Origin of the sequence: Bradyrhizobium sp. SZCCHNR3119 (assembly GCF_032487775.1) — a bacterium.
Taxonomy (GTDB): domain Bacteria; phylum Pseudomonadota; class Alphaproteobacteria; order Rhizobiales; family Xanthobacteraceae; genus Bradyrhizobium.
On the sequence record NZ_JAUEUV010000001.1, the window covers coordinates 5,744,023 to 5,760,162 of the forward strand.

The 16,140-nt window shown below is 64.5% G+C and carries 13 protein-coding genes; 8 read left to right on the forward strand and 5 right to left on the reverse strand.

Annotated features, from left to right (window positions below):
* Positions 1 to 3: 3 nt before the first annotated feature.
* On the forward strand, positions 4 to 1,170 hold the full coding sequence (locus QX034_RS26495; RefSeq protein WP_316168244.1) for an acyl-CoA dehydrogenase family protein: 1,167 nt from the start codon (positions 4 to 6) through the stop codon (positions 1,168 to 1,170).
* Positions 1,171 to 2,205: 1,035 nt separating this feature from the next.
* Positions 2,206 to 2,844 (forward strand): class I SAM-dependent methyltransferase, encoded by a 639-nt coding sequence (locus QX034_RS26500; protein WP_316184836.1) that lies wholly within the window; start codon positions 2,206 to 2,208, stop codon positions 2,842 to 2,844.
* Here QX034_RS26500 and glsA read toward each other — a convergent pair.
* Positions 2,841 to 4,703 (reverse strand): glutaminase A, encoded by a 1,863-nt coding sequence (gene glsA / locus QX034_RS26505; protein ID WP_316168245.1) that lies wholly within the window; start codon positions 4,701 to 4,703, stop codon positions 2,841 to 2,843. The genes QX034_RS26500 and glsA overlap by 4 nt on opposite strands.
* Before the next feature lie 117 nt (positions 4,704 to 4,820).
* Positions 4,821 to 5,042, reverse strand: a complete 222-nt coding sequence (locus tag QX034_RS26510; protein WP_315705286.1) for an acetyl-CoA carboxylase biotin carboxyl carrier protein subunit — start codon at positions 5,040 to 5,042, stop codon at positions 4,821 to 4,823.
* A 149-nt stretch (positions 5,043 to 5,191) separates the two neighbouring features.
* Between QX034_RS26510 and QX034_RS26515 the strand changes: the two genes are divergently transcribed.
* Positions 5,192 to 6,178: an IclR family transcriptional regulator gene (locus QX034_RS26515; RefSeq protein ID WP_315729706.1), complete on the forward strand. Its 987-nt coding sequence runs from the start codon at positions 5,192 to 5,194 to the stop codon at positions 6,176 to 6,178.
* Complete coding sequence (locus QX034_RS26520; protein ID WP_315768095.1) at positions 6,108 to 7,667, forward strand: acyl-CoA carboxylase subunit beta; 1,560 nt, start codon at positions 6,108 to 6,110, stop codon at positions 7,665 to 7,667. Before QX034_RS26515 ends, QX034_RS26520 begins: the two co-directional genes overlap by 71 nt.
* 60 nt (positions 7,668 to 7,727) lie before the next feature.
* On the opposite strand, the gene QX034_RS26525 is transcribed toward QX034_RS26520, so the two are convergent.
* From QX034_RS26525 to QX034_RS26535, 3 genes are all read right to left on the reverse strand, one after another.
* Positions 7,728 to 9,011: an MFS transporter gene (locus QX034_RS26525; protein ID WP_315745385.1), complete on the reverse strand. Its 1,284-nt coding sequence runs from the start codon at positions 9,009 to 9,011 to the stop codon at positions 7,728 to 7,730.
* Positions 9,012 to 9,108: 97 nt separating this feature from the next.
* Positions 9,109 to 10,305, reverse strand: a complete 1,197-nt coding sequence (locus QX034_RS26530) for an acetyl-CoA C-acyltransferase (RefSeq protein ID WP_316168246.1) — start codon at positions 10,303 to 10,305, stop codon at positions 9,109 to 9,111.
* 161 nt (positions 10,306 to 10,466) lie between these two features.
* Complete coding sequence (locus QX034_RS26535; RefSeq protein ID WP_315768092.1) at positions 10,467 to 11,237, reverse strand: enoyl-CoA hydratase; 771 nt, start codon at positions 11,235 to 11,237, stop codon at positions 10,467 to 10,469.
* 164 nt (positions 11,238 to 11,401) lie between these two features.
* On the opposite strand from QX034_RS26535, the gene QX034_RS26540 reads away from it, so the two are divergent.
* The 4 genes from QX034_RS26540 (at position 11,402) to QX034_RS26555 (ending at position 16,115) form a co-directional block, all read left to right on the forward strand.
* Entirely contained in the window at positions 11,402 to 12,055 is a 654-nt protein-coding gene (locus tag QX034_RS26540; RefSeq protein ID WP_315705292.1) for a TetR/AcrR family transcriptional regulator, read from the forward strand.
* 156 nt (positions 12,056 to 12,211) lie between these two features.
* Entirely contained in the window at positions 12,212 to 13,708 is a 1,497-nt protein-coding gene (locus QX034_RS26545; protein ID WP_315705293.1) for a CoA-acylating methylmalonate-semialdehyde dehydrogenase, read from the forward strand.
* 188 nt (positions 13,709 to 13,896) lie between these two features.
* On the forward strand, positions 13,897 to 15,042 hold the full coding sequence (locus tag QX034_RS26550; protein ID WP_315768091.1) for an isobutyryl-CoA dehydrogenase: 1,146 nt from the start codon (positions 13,897 to 13,899) through the stop codon (positions 15,040 to 15,042).
* On the forward strand, positions 15,039 to 16,115 hold the full coding sequence (locus tag QX034_RS26555; protein ID WP_316184841.1) for an enoyl-CoA hydratase/isomerase family protein: 1,077 nt from the start codon (positions 15,039 to 15,041) through the stop codon (positions 16,113 to 16,115). The genes QX034_RS26550 and QX034_RS26555 overlap by 4 nt, the downstream gene beginning before the upstream one ends.
* The last annotated feature ends 25 nt before the right edge of the window (positions 16,116 to 16,140 follow it).

The following is a 16,140-nucleotide window of genomic DNA, read 5'->3' on the forward strand; positions in this document are numbered from 1 at the left end:
GTCATGGATTTCGCACTCTCCGCCAACCAGGACGCGATCCGCGAGGCCGTTGCCAAGATCTGTGTGCGCTTCGACGATTCCTATTGGCTGAAGCGGGACAAGGAAGGCGGCTTTCCAGCCGACTTCCATAAGGCGTTGGCAGACGCCGGCTGGCTCGGTCTCTGCATCCCTGAAGAGTATGGTGGCGCCGGCCTTGGTATCCTCGATGCGGCGATCATGATGCGCGCCATCTCGGAGTCGGGGGCCGGCATGTCCGGCGCGTCCGCTATCCACATGAACGTGTTCGGGCTCAATCCGGTCGTGGTGTTCGGCACCAGGGAGCAGTGCGCACGCATGCTGCCGGGCATCGTCGATGGCCGGCAGCGCGCCTGCTTTGCGGTGACCGAGCCGAACACGGGCCTCAACACCACGCAGCTCAAGACGCGCGCCGTGCGCAAGGGCGACCGCTATGTCGTCAATGGGCAGAAGGTGTGGATCTCGACGGCGCAGGTCGCGGAAAAGATCCTGCTGCTCGCGCGCACCACGCCGCTGGATCAGGTGAAACGCCCGACCCACGGCCTCAGCCTGTTCTACACGGATTTCGATCGCAGCAGCATCGCCGTGCACGAGATCGAGAAGATGGGCCGCAAGGCCGTCGATTCCAACGAGCTGTTCTTTGAGGATTTCGAGATTCCGGTCGAGGATCGCTTGGGCGAAGAGGGGCGCGGCTTCGACTACATCCTGCACGGGATGAATCCGGAGCGCATCCTGATCGCGGCCGAGGCCGTGGGCCTTGGTCATCTCGCGCTGTCGCGCGCCTCCGCCTATGCCAAGGCGCGCAATGTCTTCAATCGCCCGATCGGCATGAATCAGGGAATCCAGCATCCGCTTGCCAAGAACTGGATGGAGCTGGAAGCGGCGTGGCTGATGACCTTGCAGGCGGGGTGGCAGTACGACCAGGGCATGGCCTGCGGACCGGCGGCCAATGCTGCAAAATATCTGGCGGCAGAGGCCGGCTTTCACGCCTGCGAGCAGGCGGTGATGACCCATGGCGGCTTCGGCTACGCCAAGGAATATCACGTCGAGCGCTATCTTCGTGAATCGCTGATTCCACGCATCGCGCCGATCAGTCCGCAACTGATCCTGAGCTTCATCGCGGAGAAGGTGCTCGGTCTACCGAAGTCGTATTGATGGTGCTCGCGGGGCCGATCATTGAGGCAAGGTCGCGGTCAAAATCCCTCACCGACGAGAGCTTGTTTTGCGGCGAAATGACGGACCCTCATGGTGAGGAGCGCCTCGTGCGGCGCGTCTCGAACCATGAGGCCCGGTCCAATTCGGGCCATATGCAATAGGCCCGGGGTAGCCGGGGCGGGACGATACCCCATACGCTATTCTTCGTCCCGCCCCGTATCGCAGCGTGCGCGCGCGATACCCCTTTACACTCGGTACTTCTACTCGTTACTCGGTACTTTTACTCGTTACGCAGTACGCTTACTCGTTACTTACTAATACGCACTCTTTACGCAGGACCCGAACCTACTCCCCGAATGAGCCTCGTCTGGCTCACGCCCCGTCCGACCAGCGATGGAGAACTGCTACGCAGAACCAAGAAACAGCACGTTACCGCCCGTAGAAGAGGACGCTGGCGATGACGAGCAGGGCTGTCACCGCCAGCATGTGCGCGAATGCTTCCGACGTCGCCCTCTCAGTGGCTTCCTTCATGCCGTTTCCTCCCTGGATCTGGACACGACTCACCGTTGCGCAAAAACACACGCGAAACGCTGGCTGGAATTTTTACTCGGAACACCCCGCGTCGATGACCGCTTCGCGAGTCCCCACTCGGCGTCGATCGACGGTACGGAAGATCGGTTGCTAATGCGGCGCCAATTTGGCTCGCTTATGTTGGTCCTGCGTCGGACTGTCGGTAACGTTTAGGCGAGCGAGCGCAAATGTCTGTGATACCAGCGAACTACTTGAATGCGCATTGATCTGTGAATTGCAACTATAAGTAACGGACATCGAGGGACGCTCGAATCCTGGTGCGTTGTTTCGTGCGTCGTCTCATGGGCGCAAAGCTCCAGGGGACATCGACCTGCAATAATGACCACTTAATGGATCGTTCGGCCGAGACGCATATTGAGAGTTGTTATGAGCAATGGTTGGGACGAATCCGCTCAGGCGTGGATCGATTCCGTTGGAGAACGGGGCGATTGGGCGAGGGAGCACGTGCTTGATCCCATGATGCGGGCACGAATCGAGGCTGGGCAATTCCGTAACGCGCTCGACGTCGGCTGCGGCGAGGGACGCTTCTGCCGCCTGTTGAAATCGATGGGCATAGCGCCGACCGGGATCGATCCGACCGCGCATCTGCTGAAGGTCGCGCGGGAGCGCGATCCCTCCGGGGATTATCGGGCGGGCCGGGCGGAAGAGATGGAATTCGCTTCGGCGAGCTTCGATCTCGTCATCAGCTACATCACGCTGATCGATATCCCCGACTTCCGTGCGGCGATCCGCGAAATGGCGCGGGTCGTGCGGCCCGGCGGCGCGGTGCTGATCGCCAACCTGACCGGCTTCACCTCGGCCGGAGCGGCGCAAGGCTGGATCAAGGACGAGGCCGGCCGCCATTTGCATTTCCCCGTGGACCGCTATCTCGAGGAATTTCCATTCTGGCTCGAATGGTCCGGCATCCGGATCCAGAATTGGCACCGGCCGCTCGCCGCTTACATGAGCGCCTTCATCGACAGCGGGCTCGATCTGGCCTTCTTTGACGAGCCTGCGCCCGTGTCGGGCGAGCCCATCCACCAGGAGCGCTTTCGGCGCGTGCCGTGGTTCGTCGTGATGGAATGGCGGAAGCCGCTGGCTTAGCTCGGCGTCAGCAGGTTCAGCCGCGTGTTGGCCGCGACCAGGCGGCTGGCGAGCAGCTGTGCAAGGTTGCGCATGATTGCAAGTCCGGCTTTGGGATGCGCCTCGCGAAAACGATTGAAATCGGCAAGTCCGATCTCGAACGCCGTGGCGGACAGGTCGGCGAAGACGTCGGCCGAGCGCTGCGGCTCCAACAGCGCGAGCTCACCGAAGGCCTGGCCTGCGGTCAAGGTTGCGAGCCTGATGCCGTCGGGCAGGGTGACGTGAACGGCGCCGGAGCGCAGGAAGAACAGACTCGTTGCGGGCTCGCCGGCCGCGATGATGCGCTCGCCCTGCTTATAGGGCCTGACGATCGCGAGCCCGGCAAGCTCGTGAAGCTCTGCCTCCGTGAGCCCGGCGAGCAGCGGCTGCTCGGACAGTTCGGTAATTTCCAGGAAATCGATGGCGCCGCCATAGCGATACACGATCTGGTCCTCGGCCCATTCGATCGCGGTATCCAAAAGGAAGAAATCGCGCACATTGTTGATGTCGCCAGTGCGCTCGACGATGTCCTGCCATTCCGCCGAGCTGCGGCGGATGCCGGAGAGAACGACGGTGACATGGAAATCGGCGAGCTCATGGAACAGCTCGGCGAGCAGGCGCAGCCCTGCGGGCGTCATCGCGGTCACGCGGCGCAGGTCGAAGATGACGAATTGGGGCCGGCGATTGGTGGCGAGCCGGCGCGAGACATAATCGACATTGGAGAACGACAGCGTCCCCACCAGTTCGAGCACGCGTACGGCATCGGGATGCTGCGCGAGGATATTGCGCTCCTGCACGCGGCGGCTGCGCCGCGACGGGTTGGCGGCGATGTCGTAGTCGGCGATGATCGAGGTTCGCGCATCGTCGCTGCGGCTCAGCATGTGCAGTCCGTAATGCGACGACAGCGCCTCGCAGACCTTGATGCCGCGCACGCTGTTGCCGTGCCGATCCAGCCGCGGCGAGTAACTGCCGAGCCCGAGCCGTGCCGGCAAGCTCGCAAGAATGCCGCCGCCGACGCCGCTCTTGGCGGGAATGCCGACGCGATAGATCCATTCGCCGGCAAAGTCATACATGCCGGACGAGGTCATCACCGAGAGTGTGCGCGATACCGCATATGCGCTCACCACCTGTTCGCCGGTGACCGGGTTGACGCCGCGATTGGCGAGCGTCGCCGCCATGATCGCGCAGTCGCGCGCGGTGACCAGCACCGCGCATTGCCGGAAGTAGACCGCGAGCACGTCGGCGACGTCTTCACGGAGGACATTGGAGGTGCGCAGCAGGTAGGCGATGGCGCGGTTGCGGTCGCCCGTCGCACTTTCGGAGGCAAATACGGCGTCGTCGACATCGAGCGACCGGCCGGCGAAGCGGCCGAGCGCCTCGCGGATCGCCTCGAATGCCCCGTCACCCCTGGCTTCGCGGATCAGCCCGCTGCAGGCGATCGCGCCGGCATTGACCATCGGGTTGAAGGGATGATTGTCGGCGTTGAGGCGAATCGAATTGAAGGGATCGCCGGACGGCTCGACGCCGATCACGCGTTCGATCTTGTCGGCACCGAGCGTATCGAGTGCGAGCGCAAACACGAACGGCTTCGACATCGACTGGATCGTGAAGGGGACGCGGCTGTCGCCGACCTCATAGACATGGCCGTCGAGCGTGGCGAGGCTGATGCCGAAATGCGAGGGATCGGCCTTGCCGAGCTCGGGGATATAGTCGGCGACCGCACCGTCATGATCGGGCCAGAAATCCGCATGGCACGCCGAGAGAAACCGCTGCAACGGCGGGATCGAAGCGGTGGCCCAGTGCTGGGGATTGCGAGGCGGTCTGGGGCGTGGGGGCATCATCGTCGAGCTCGCCGGGAATCATCTTGGCGGTTTATGTCGCAGCTCCGCACCACGAGCCAGCCCACTCTTTCCGCAGGCGAGGTCAAATCTTGCGCCTCGGCCCCGATCAGGCGGATGTCATGTCGTGATGATCGCGATGACTTGCCCCTCGGCCACCACATCATCGACCTTGACCAGCAGCGAATGCACCGTGCCCGCGGTCGGCGAGGGCACCGGGATCTCCATCTTCATCGCTTCGACCAAGACGATCTCGTCGCCGCTACTAATTCTACTACCAATTTCTGCGGCCAGCGCGCACACGCGCCCCGCGACATCAGTGATGATCTTGATCTCGGGCATCCCGCTCTCCTCCCCATGAACGTCTTGTGCCAACACGCTGGAACGCGCGTGTTTTGCGTGCGGCTTCTTGTTGTAGCTGCAAAGTGCCTGAGGTAGCTTGTTCTGCAAGCGGAATATTATTTCGCAATACGGAATTGAACGGGAAGCGCATGGGACGACGGTCGGAGCGACTGAGCAGGGTGGGGATGCTCCCCGGTGATATCGCCGGCGAGGGAGAGGTCATTCAGGTGGTATCGCGGGCCTTCGATGTGCTCCGCTGTTTCGAAGGGCACGAGTCGCGGCTCGGGAACCTGGAAATTTCCAACCGCTGTGGCCTGCCGCGTTCGACCGTCTCGCGCCTGACCCACACGCTGACGCGAATGGGGCAGCTGGTCTATCTGCCGCGCGATCAGAAATACCGCATCGGTCCGAGTGCGGTCGCGATGAGCACGTCTCTGACACGTGGCTTGCAGCTGCGGCATTTGATCCGGCAACGGCTCCAGGATGTCGCCGAGCAATTGCCCGGCACGATCGGCTTCGTGATCCCCGACCGCTTCCATCTGGTCTATCTGGAGTTCGGCCGCGCCGAGAATTCGGTCGGCCTGCAGGAGACGACCGGCAGCCGGATCTCGATGGCGAGCACGGCCGCCGGCCACGCCTATATGGCGGTTCTCGAGCCCGAAATGGGCAATGCGCTGCTGGCCGAAATGGAGCGGGAGATGCCGGAGGCGGCGAGGCTGTTGCGGCCGCGGCTGGAGCATAACCGGCAGTTTCTGAAGGAGCACGGCTATGTCGTGGCCTGCGGCCTGTGGAGCCCGCATATCAACGGGCTGGCGCTGCCGCTGTGGTCGCCGCAATACCAGACCTACGTCGTGCTGACGATCGGGCTGTTGGCCGCGATGTACGACGAGAAGCGGCTCCACGATGAGGTCGCGCCGCCGATGCTCGAACTCGGCCGGACCATCGGCGCTTTGCTGCAGGGCGCGGAAAGGGACGTGTTCAACAATCACATGGAGAGAAAGCCGCTTCCGGTGACCGCAAAGCGCAGCCACAAGAACAATAAGATCACCAGGACGGAGGATGCGGATGAATTGGCGGCCCGAGCTCGAGGAACTGGCCCGGCGCGAAGCCTTCGCGCGGGAGATGGGCGGGGCTGACAAGGTCAAGCGGCAGCGCGACCAGGGCCGGCTCACGGTTCGCGAGCGGATCGACGGGCTGATCGACTCCGGAAGTTTTCACGAGATCGGCGCGATCGCCGGTCTCGGCGAATATGATGAGCAGGGCGAGCTGAAACATGTGACGCCCGCGAACTGCGTGTTCGGTCGCGCCCGTATCGACGGCCGCACTGTGGTCGTGGTCGGCGACGATTTTACCGTCCGCGGCGGCTCCGCGGATGCGTCGATTGCCGCCAAGCCCCTGATGGCGGAAGAGATGGCGCATGATTTCCGCCTGCCGATCATCCGCATCATCGAGGGCTCGGGCGGCGGCGGTTCGGTGAGGACGATCGAAACCAAGGGCGCGGCGAATCTGCCGGGCGGCATTGGCGGCAATCGCTGGTATCGGCTCACGACGGAGAACCTGTCGCGTGTGCCGGTGGTGGCGCTCGGGCTCGGCTCGGTGGCGGGATTGGGCGCGGCGCGGTTGGCCGCGAGCCACTATTCGATCATGACCAGGTCGTCGGCCATGTTCGTCGCCGGACCGCCGGTAGTGAAGCGCCTGGGGCAGGATCTCGGCAAGCAGGAGCTCGGCGGCGCCGACATCCAGACCCGGGCCGGCGCCGTCGATCACGCCGTCGACACCGAGCAGGAGGTGTTCGCCTGCGCGCGGCGCTTCCTGTCCTATCTGCCGCAGTCTGTCTATGAGCTGCCGCCGACCATACCGTGCCATGACGATCCGCAGCGCGCCGATGAGGCGCTGCTCAACGCGGTGCCGCGCAACCGTCGTCAAGTCTACAAGATGCGGCCGATCATCGAGGCGGTGGTCGATAACGGCTCGTTTTTCGAGGTGGCGCAGAATTTCGGCAAGCCGATCATCATCGGCCTCGCGCGCCTTGAGGGGCGCGCGGTGATGGTGCTCGCGAGCGACCCGTTCCACTATGGCGGCTCGTGGACGGCGGATGCCTGCCAGAAGGTGATCCGCTGGGTCGACTTCGCCGAGACCTTCCATCTGCCGATCGTTTATCTGATGGACTGCCCGGGCTTCATGATCGGGCTGGAGGCGGAGAAAGCGGCGACCATCCGCCACGGCGTGCGCGCGATGGCGGCGGTGAACCAGTCGACGGTCCCCTGGTGCACCGTGATCATGCGCAACGCCTTCGGTGTGGCGGGCGTCGTGCACCAGCCGGCCGATCGCTTCTCGATCCGTTATGCGTGGCCGTCGGCCTATTGGGGCTCGCTGCCGCTGGAGGGCGGTATCGAGGCGGCCTATCGCGCCGAGATCGACGCTGCGCCCGATCCTGCCGCGAAGCTGAAGGAGATCGAGGAACGGCTGAACAAGCTGCGCTCGCCGTTCCGTTCGGCCGAGAAGTTCTGGGTCGAGGAGATCATCGATCCGCGCAAGACCCGCGCGCTGCTCTGCGAGTTCGCGCGCCTGGCCGAGCCGCTGCGAACGCCAGGTCCACCGGCCGCGATGTCGACGCGGCCGTAGCGGCGAATAGGAGGACATAGCGAATGGCGGACCGGATCCGCCACTCGCGATTGGCTTCGCTCAGGCGACTGCCGGCTTGACCTGTCGCGCGATCGCAAGCGCCAGCAGCGCAGCGACGATACAGAGAGCGCCGGCGATGAAGAAGGCGGGCAGGTAGCTCGCCAGTAGTGTGCGCGACAGGCCCGCACCAAACGCGGCCGCGCCGGCGCCGAGCTGATGGCCGGCAAAGACCCAGCCGAACACCAGGTTCGCCCGTTCGGCTCCGAACCGTTGTGCCGTCAGGCGGACCGTCGGCGGCACGGTCGCGATCCAGTCGAGCCCGTAGAACATGGCGAACAGCGACAGCCCGTAGAACGAGAAGTCGCTGAAGGGCAGGAACACCAGCGACAGCCCGCGCAGCCCGTAATACCAGAACAGCAGCCAGCGATTGTCGTAGCGGTCCGACAGCCAGCCCGACATGATCGTGCCGAAGAAGTCGAAGATGCCCATGGCGGCCAGGAGGCTGGCGGCCTGGACCTGCGGAATGCCGAAGTCGAGACACATCGGGATCAGATGCACCTGCACCAGCCCATTGGTCGAGGCACCGCAGACGAAAAACGTCGCAAACAGGATCCAGAATACCGTCGAGCGCGAGACGTCGCGCAGCGTGCCGAGCGCGGCCCCGAGGATCGGCGCCGTGACCGGCGCTGGGGCGACGACGGGGTCGGTGCCCTTGTCTCCGAACGGCCGCAGGCCGACATCGCTCGGCCGGTCTCGCATCAGGAGCGTTACGGCTGTCGCCGACACCGCGAGCATCATGCAGACGAGCCCCAGCGCGATCCGCCAGCCGAGATGATCGGTGAGGCTTGCGAGCAGCGGCAGAAACGCAAGCTGGCCGGTCGCGACACTTGCGGTGAGGATGCCGACAACAAGACCACGGCGTGCGACGAACCAGCGAGCGGCGATGGTGGCCCCGAGCACCAGCGCCGTCATGCCGGTGCCGATCCCGATCACGACGCCCCACAATACCACGAGGTGCCAGACTTTCGTCATCGCGAGCGAAGCGAGCAGGGCCGAGACCACGATCAATTGCGCCAGCACGGTGATTCTGCGCAGCCCATAACGATTGAGCAGCGCGGCCGCGAACGGCGCCATCAACCCGAACAGGATGAAGCGGATCGACAGTGCCGAGGAGATCTCCGCCGTGCTCCAGCCGAACTCGTGCTGCAGCGGCACGATGAAGACGCCCGGCGCGCCCACTGTGCCGGCCGAGACCAATGAGGTGAAGAAGGTGACGGCGACCATCACCCAGCCGTAATGGATGTTGCGGCGGGACAGCGCGGCCGCGAGCCAGTTCGAAATCATATCGCCTCGGAAGGTCGGTGTGACAGGTTGCGCGCTATCTTGGCGGGATGTCTGTCCGACATAAATGGCGAACTTCCCTCGTTTTTGGACATCGCCGCTAACGCGCGATGCGCTCGACTGCGATCGCGGTGGCTTCGCCGCCGCCGATGCAGAGCGCAGCAACCCCGCGCTTCAGGTTGCGGGCCTCCAGCGCATGCAGCAGGGTGACGATCAGCCGCGCGCCAGTGGCCCCGATGGGGTGGCCGAGCGCGCAGGCGCCGCCATTGACGTTCAGCCGTTCGCGCGGAATGCCGAGATCACGCTGCGCAGCCATCGCGACCACGGCAAAGGCCTCGTTGATCTCGAACAGGTCGACATCACCGACACTCCAGCCGACCTTGTCGAGCAGCTTGCGGATGGCCGGGATCGGCGCGGTGGTGAACCATTGCGGCTCCTGGCTGTGGGTCGCGTGCCCTTTGATCTCGGCAAGTACCGGCAGGCCGTCGCGGTCGGCCCGCGAGCGCTTCGCCAGCACCAGTGCGGCCGCGCCGTCGGCATTGGCAGAGGAGGCGGCTGGCGTGATGGTGCCGCTGGAGCGGAATGCCGGCTTGAGCGCCGGAATCTTGGCCGGATCGACCTTGAGCGGGTGTTCGTCGTCGGCGATGTCACGCGGGCCTGACTTCTCGACCACCCTGATCGGCGCGATCTCAGCTTTGAACGCGCCGCCCTCCACCGCGCGGCGGGCGCGAGTCAGCGTTTCGATCGCGTAAGCGTCCTGGTCGGCGCGAGTGAACTGATAGGCCTCCGCGGTGGCCTCGCCGAAATCGCCCATCGAACGGCCGGTCTCGTAGGCGTCTTCCAGCCCGTCCAGCATCATATGGTCGAGGATGCGATCATGGCCCGCGCGGTAGCCGCCGCGGGCCTTCGCCAGCAAATAGGGCGCGTTGGTCATGCTCTCCATGCCGCCGGAGACGACGATTTCGGCCGATCCCGCATGGATGATGTCGTGCGCGAGCATGGTCGCCTTCATGCCGGAGCCGCAGACCTTGTTGACGGTCGTCGCTCCGGTGGCATCCGGGAGACCTGCGCCGCGCGCGGCCTGCCGGGCCGGCGCCTGGCCTTGGCCGGCCGGCAGCACATTGCCCATGAAAACCTCGTCGACCTTTTCCGGTGCGAGCGTCGCGCGCTCCAAGGCCGCCTTGATCACATGCGCGCCGAGTTTGTTGGCGCTGAACGGCGACAATTCGCCCATGAAACGGCCGAGCGGCGTGCGTGCGGCTGAGACGATGACGATGGGATCGGACGAGGCGGCCATGGCGAAGCTCCTGGATAGATTAAATTATGATCATAATATAATTCGCCGCCAAAAAGGCAATGCGACGGAGAGGCTAAACTTGACGTGAGGCGCGGCCGGTCTGCCCAGCGCGTCCATAAGGGGAAGGTGATTTCGAGCAGATCCGGGCCAGCGGGGCCGGCCTATCGCTTCCTCTCGATGAACGCGCGCATCAGCCGCTTTGGCTCGTCGGTCAGGAACGATCGCCCGAAAGCGCCGATCGAAACCTCGATCGACTCTTTCAGGGGCAGTTCCTCCCATTGTCGCAGCAAGGCCTTCTGTGCGCGCAGCGCCTCTGTTCCGCAGGCGAGCAGGGACTGCACCGTACGCTCGACCTCGGCGTCGAGATCTTCTTCCGGCGCGACGGCGTCGACCAGGCCCCAGGCGAGTGCGGTCGGCGCATCGATCAGTTCGGCGGTCAACAGCAGCCGGCGGGCGCGGCCCCAGCCGATCAGCCGCGGCAGCAGCGCCGCATGAATCACCGAGGGAATGCCGACGCGCACCTCGGGCATGCCGAACTTCGCTGTATCCGCGGCGATGCGAAGATCGCAGGCGGCCGCGACCTCCAGCCCGCCGCCGAGGCACCAGCCCGGTATCCGCGCGATGACGGGAGCAGGAAACGCGCGGGCTGCCTCGCACAGACCGGCAAGTCGCGCGATGAATATTTCCGCGGATGTCTGATCGAGGCCAGCCATTTCCCGGATGTCGGCACCGCCGATCAGGCTTCTTTCGCTTGCGCCGCAAAGAACGAGCACGCGGATGCCTGAATCGGCCGCGAGCGTCTCGATTCCCGCGCGTACGCCTTCGATCACGGCAGAGTTCAGGATGTTCAGGGCGCCGGCGTTGCAGATCGTGAGCCGAACGACGCCGCGGTCATCGCGGCTCACGCCACAGTGGGAATTGAACATGTCCATCGCCGTTCCCGTAATCCTATGGTCATCAACGCGACAGAAATTCCGCACCTGATCGCACAAATGTCAATGATCTTGATCCAGATCAACGTCGGCCAAAGAAATAGCTGCAGCGCTTCAGCCTCGCGGCTGTTATTATATGATCTGGAACATTTCTTGGGACGACCATGCGCTATTCTCCGGAACACAAGGCTGAGACTCACGCCCGTATCGTACGCAAGGCGTCGATGCGGCTGCGCGAGAAGGGAGCACACGGCGTCGGCGTCGCCGACCTGATGAAGGAGGCCGGGCTGACCCATGGCGGGTTCTATGCGCATTTCACCTCGCGCGAGGCGCTGGTCGTCGAAGCCTTTACCTATGCCATGGACCGCTCGATGGAGGGATGGCACAAGATGCTGGCTGATCTCGCGCCGGAGAAGCGGGTCGCGGCGATCGTGGATGGCTATCTGAATGCGCAGCACCGCGATGACGCGAGCCACGGTTGTGCAGTGCCGGCACTCGGTGCGGAGATCGCCCGTGAGGGCCCCAAGGCACGCAAGGCATTTGCGGCCAAGCTCGAGCAGATGGTCGAGCTGTTTGCCGACCAGGTGCCGGGCGTCTCGCGCAAGGCCGCGCGCAAGCGGGCCTCTGCGATGCTGGCGACGTTGATCGGGGCCTTGGTGATGGCGCGCATCGCCGGCAATAGCGAATTCTCCGACGAAGTCCTGGCTGCCGGGCGCGAGGCGGCGCTGGCCAACGCGACAGCTGGCGGCGATACCGCCAAGGCGGCGCCTGCCAAGAAGCGCACGACTGGAAAGGCGACGACCGCGCGGAAGCGCTGAAGTCGGCCGACATGGCAGCTCAGCGGGCGAACTTTCTCGGCCCCCAGCCAAGGGGCGGCATTTTCGCAGCTCCGTCCAGCGCTTAGGCCCTTCCCAAACGCCTCAAAGACTGCAAGATGCCGGCCAACTGGCACTGCTCATTTTCGGAGGAAACGCATGCGTTCGATCGGTCATTTCATTGGCGGCCGCGAGGTCAAGGGCACGTCTGGTCGGACGGCCGATGTCTTCGAGCCCATGACCGGCGACGTGCAGGCCAAGGTGGCGCTGGCCTCTCGCGCCGAGTTGCGTGCGGCAGTGGAAAACGCCAAGGCCGCGCAGCCGGCCTGGGCCGCCACCAACCCGCAGCGCCGCGCCCGCGTGATGATGAAGTTCCTGGAGCTTGCCCAGCGCGACTACGACAAGCTCGCCGAACTCTTGGCGCGCGAGCACGGCAAGACGATTCCGGACGCCAAGGGCGACATCCAGCGCGGCCTCGAGGTGGTGGAATTCGCTTGCGGCATTCCGCACCTGATGAAGGGTGAATATACCGAGGGTGCCGGTCCTGGCATCGACATCTATTCGATGCGCCAGCCGCTCGGCGTCGTTGCCGGGATCACGCCGTTCAATTTCCCGGCGATGATTCCGCTGTGGAAGTTCGCGCCCGCGATCGCCTGCGGCAATGCCTTCATCCTGAAGCCGTCGGAGCGCGATCCGGGCGTGCCGATGAAGCTCGCGGAATTGATGATCGAGGCCGGCCTGCCGCCGGGAATCCTCAACGTCGTCAACGGCGACAAGGAGGCGGTCGACGCCATCCTGGAAGACCCGGATATCATGGCGATCGGCTTCGTTGGCTCCTCGCCGATCGCGCAATACATCTATGAGCGCGCCGCGGCGCACGGCAAGCGCTGCCAGTGCTTCGGCGGCGCCAAGAACCACGCCATCGTGATGCCCGACGCCGACATGGACCAGGCGGTGGATGCGCTGATCGGCGCCGGCTACGGCTCGGCCGGCGAGCGCTGCATGGCCGTTTCGGTGGCGGTGCCCGTCGGCAAGACCACCGCCGACCGGCTGATGGAAAAGCTGATCCCGCGGGTCGAAGCATTGAAGATCGGTACCTCGGTTGATCCGTCCGCGGATTTCGGACCGCTGGTGACGCGGGAGGCCGTCGAGCGCGTCAAGAACTATGTCGAGATCGGCATCAAGGAAGGCGCGACCTTGGCGGTCGACGGCCGCGGCTTCAAGATGCAGGGCTATGAGAACGGCTTCTACATGGGTGGCTGTCTGTTCGACAACGTCACCAAGGACATGCGCATCTACAAGGAAGAGATCTTCGGCCCCGTGCTGTCGGTGGTGCGTGCCAAGGATTATGCCGAGGCGCTGGCGCTGCCCTCCGAGCACGATTACGGCAACGGCGTTGCGATCTTCACGCGCGACGGCGACGCCGCGCGCGATTTCGCCGCCAAGGTGAATGTCGGTATGGTCGGCATCAACGTGCCGATCCCGGTGCCGATCGCCTACTACACCTTCGGTGGCTGGAAGCGGTCCGGCTTCGGTGACCTCAACCAGCATGGGCCGGATTCGATCCGCTTCTACACCAAGACCAAGACCGTGACCTCGCGCTGGCCGTCCGGCGTCAAGGAGGGCGCGGAGTTCTCGATCCCGACGATGCGTTGACGACGATGGGAGCCCGTGAGGGCTCCCATTTTCGTCAAGATGCTCTGTCCGTCATTGCGAGCGAAGCGAAGCAATCCAGAGGTTTCCGCAGAGACAGCCTGGATTGTTTCGTCGCTTCGCTCCTCGCAATGACGGTGTGCGCGTCATAGACTGAGGCAAGCAACAAAGCAGGGAAACGCGGAGAACGAATGCATTTCGCTCTCGACGAGGATCAAATCGCACTGCGCGATATGGCGCGCTCCTTTGCCGCAGAGAAGATCGCGCCGCATGCCTTGCGCTGGGATGAAGAGAAGCATTTCCCGGTCGATGTGATGCGAGAGGCCGCCAGCCTCGGCATGGGCGGCATCTACATCCGCGACGATGTGGGCGGCTCGGGCCTCGGCCGGCTGGACGCGGCACTGATCTTCGAGGCGCTCGCCACGGGCTGCCCGACCGTGTCGGCATTCATCTCGATCCACAACATGGCCTCGTGGATGATCGACACGTTCGGCACCGAGGCGCAGCGGCAGCGTTATCTGCCGAAGCTCTGCACCATGGAGTTGATCGCCAGCTACTGCCTGACCGAGCCGGGCGCCGGCTCGGACGCTGCGGCTTTGCGCACGCGCGCGGTCCGCGACGGCGAGGACTATGTGCTCAACGGCCAGAAGCAGTTCATCTCCGGGGCAGGGGCAACCGACATCCTGGTCGCGATGGTGCGGACCGGCGGCGATGGGCCGGGCGGCATTTCGACGCTGGTCATCGATTCGAAGACGCCAGGCGTTTCGTTCGGCGCCAACGAGCGCAAGATGGGCTGGAATGCGCAGCCGACCCGCGCGGTGATGTTCGAGAATGCGCGCGTGCCCGTGGCCAACCGGCTGGGTGAAGAGGGCGTCGGCTTCAAGATCGCGATGGCCGGTCTCGACGGCGGCCGCCTGAATATTGCGGCCTGTTCGCTCGGCGGCGCGCAGAGCGCGCTCGACAAGACGCTGGCTTATACGAAAGAACGCAAGGCCTTCGGCAAGCGGCTCGACGAATTCCAGGCCTTGCAGTTCCGCATCGCCGACATGGCCATCGAGCTCGAGGCCGCGCGGACGTTCGTGTGGCGCGCGGCGGCAGCGCTCGACCGAAAGGATCATGACGCCACCATGCTGTGCGCGATGGCCAAGCGCTTCGGCACCGACGTCGGCTTCGAGGTCGCCAACCAGGCGCTGCAACTACATGGCGGCTACGGCTATTTGAGCGAATACGGTATCGAGAAGATCGTCCGCGACCTGCGGGTGCATCAGATATTGGAAGGGACCAACGAGATCATGCGCCTGATCGTGTCGCGCAAGCTGATCGAGGGTGCGCGGTGAGCGAGGCGGCGGAAGGCGATCTGATCGTGCGCCGCGAGGGCTCGGCCGGTATCATCCGGCTCAACCGGCCCAAGGCGATCAACGCGATGACATTGGAGATGTCGCTCGGCATCGATGCCGCGCTCGACTTGTTCGAGGCCGATCCGGAAGTCGCGGCGGTGATCCTCGAAGGCGCCGGTGAGCGCGGGCTCTGCGCCGGTGGCGACATCCGTGGGCTCTATGAAAGCTCCAGGGCCGGCGGCGATCTCGGCAAGCGGTTCTGGCGCCAGGAATACGTCATGAACGCGCGCATTGCCGCGTTTCCGAAGCCCTATGTCGCCTACATGGATGGGCTGGTGATGGGCGGCGGCGTTGGACTGTCGGCCCATGGCCGGCACCGCATCGTGACCGAGAAGACCAAGCTCGCGATGCCGGAGGTGGGCCTGGGCTTCTTCCCCGACGTCGGCGGCACCTGGCTGTTGTCGCGCGCGCCCGGCGAGCTCGGCACCTATTTCGCCCTGACCGGTCAGACCATGAACGGACCGGATGCCATTCATGCCCGCTTTGCCGACGCGGTGGTGCCGTCGGAAAAATGGCCGGCGCTGCGCGAGGTGCTGACCAAGGTAAAGCCCGGTACCCAGTCCAGCGACATTGAACGGCTGATCGACGGGTTCGCCACAGGCGAGGCATCGGGGCCGGTCGCGGCGCTGCAGGACCGGATCGACCGCTGGTTTGCGTACGACAGCATGCATGACATCGTCGTCGCGCTGGAGCAGGACGGGTCGGAGCTCGCGCTGGCGACATTGAAGACGCTGCGCGAGAAGTCCCCGCGTGGCATGGTGGTGACCTTGAAGCTCCTGCGGCTGGCGCGCAAAGCAGGCTCGCTGCAGGACTGTCTGGTGCGGGAATATCGTGCCGCGCTGGAAGTGTTCCGCAGCGATGACTTCCGCGAGGGCGTGCGCGCCGCGATCATCGACAAGGACCGTAATCCGCGCTGGTCGCCGCCCGACATCAGTCAGGTGACGCCGGAGATGCTGGCGCCGTATCTGGCCGAGATCGGCGCCGACGAGCTGATATTCCCGCAAGGCAAATAAGACTGATATCCGAGGGGAGGAAACA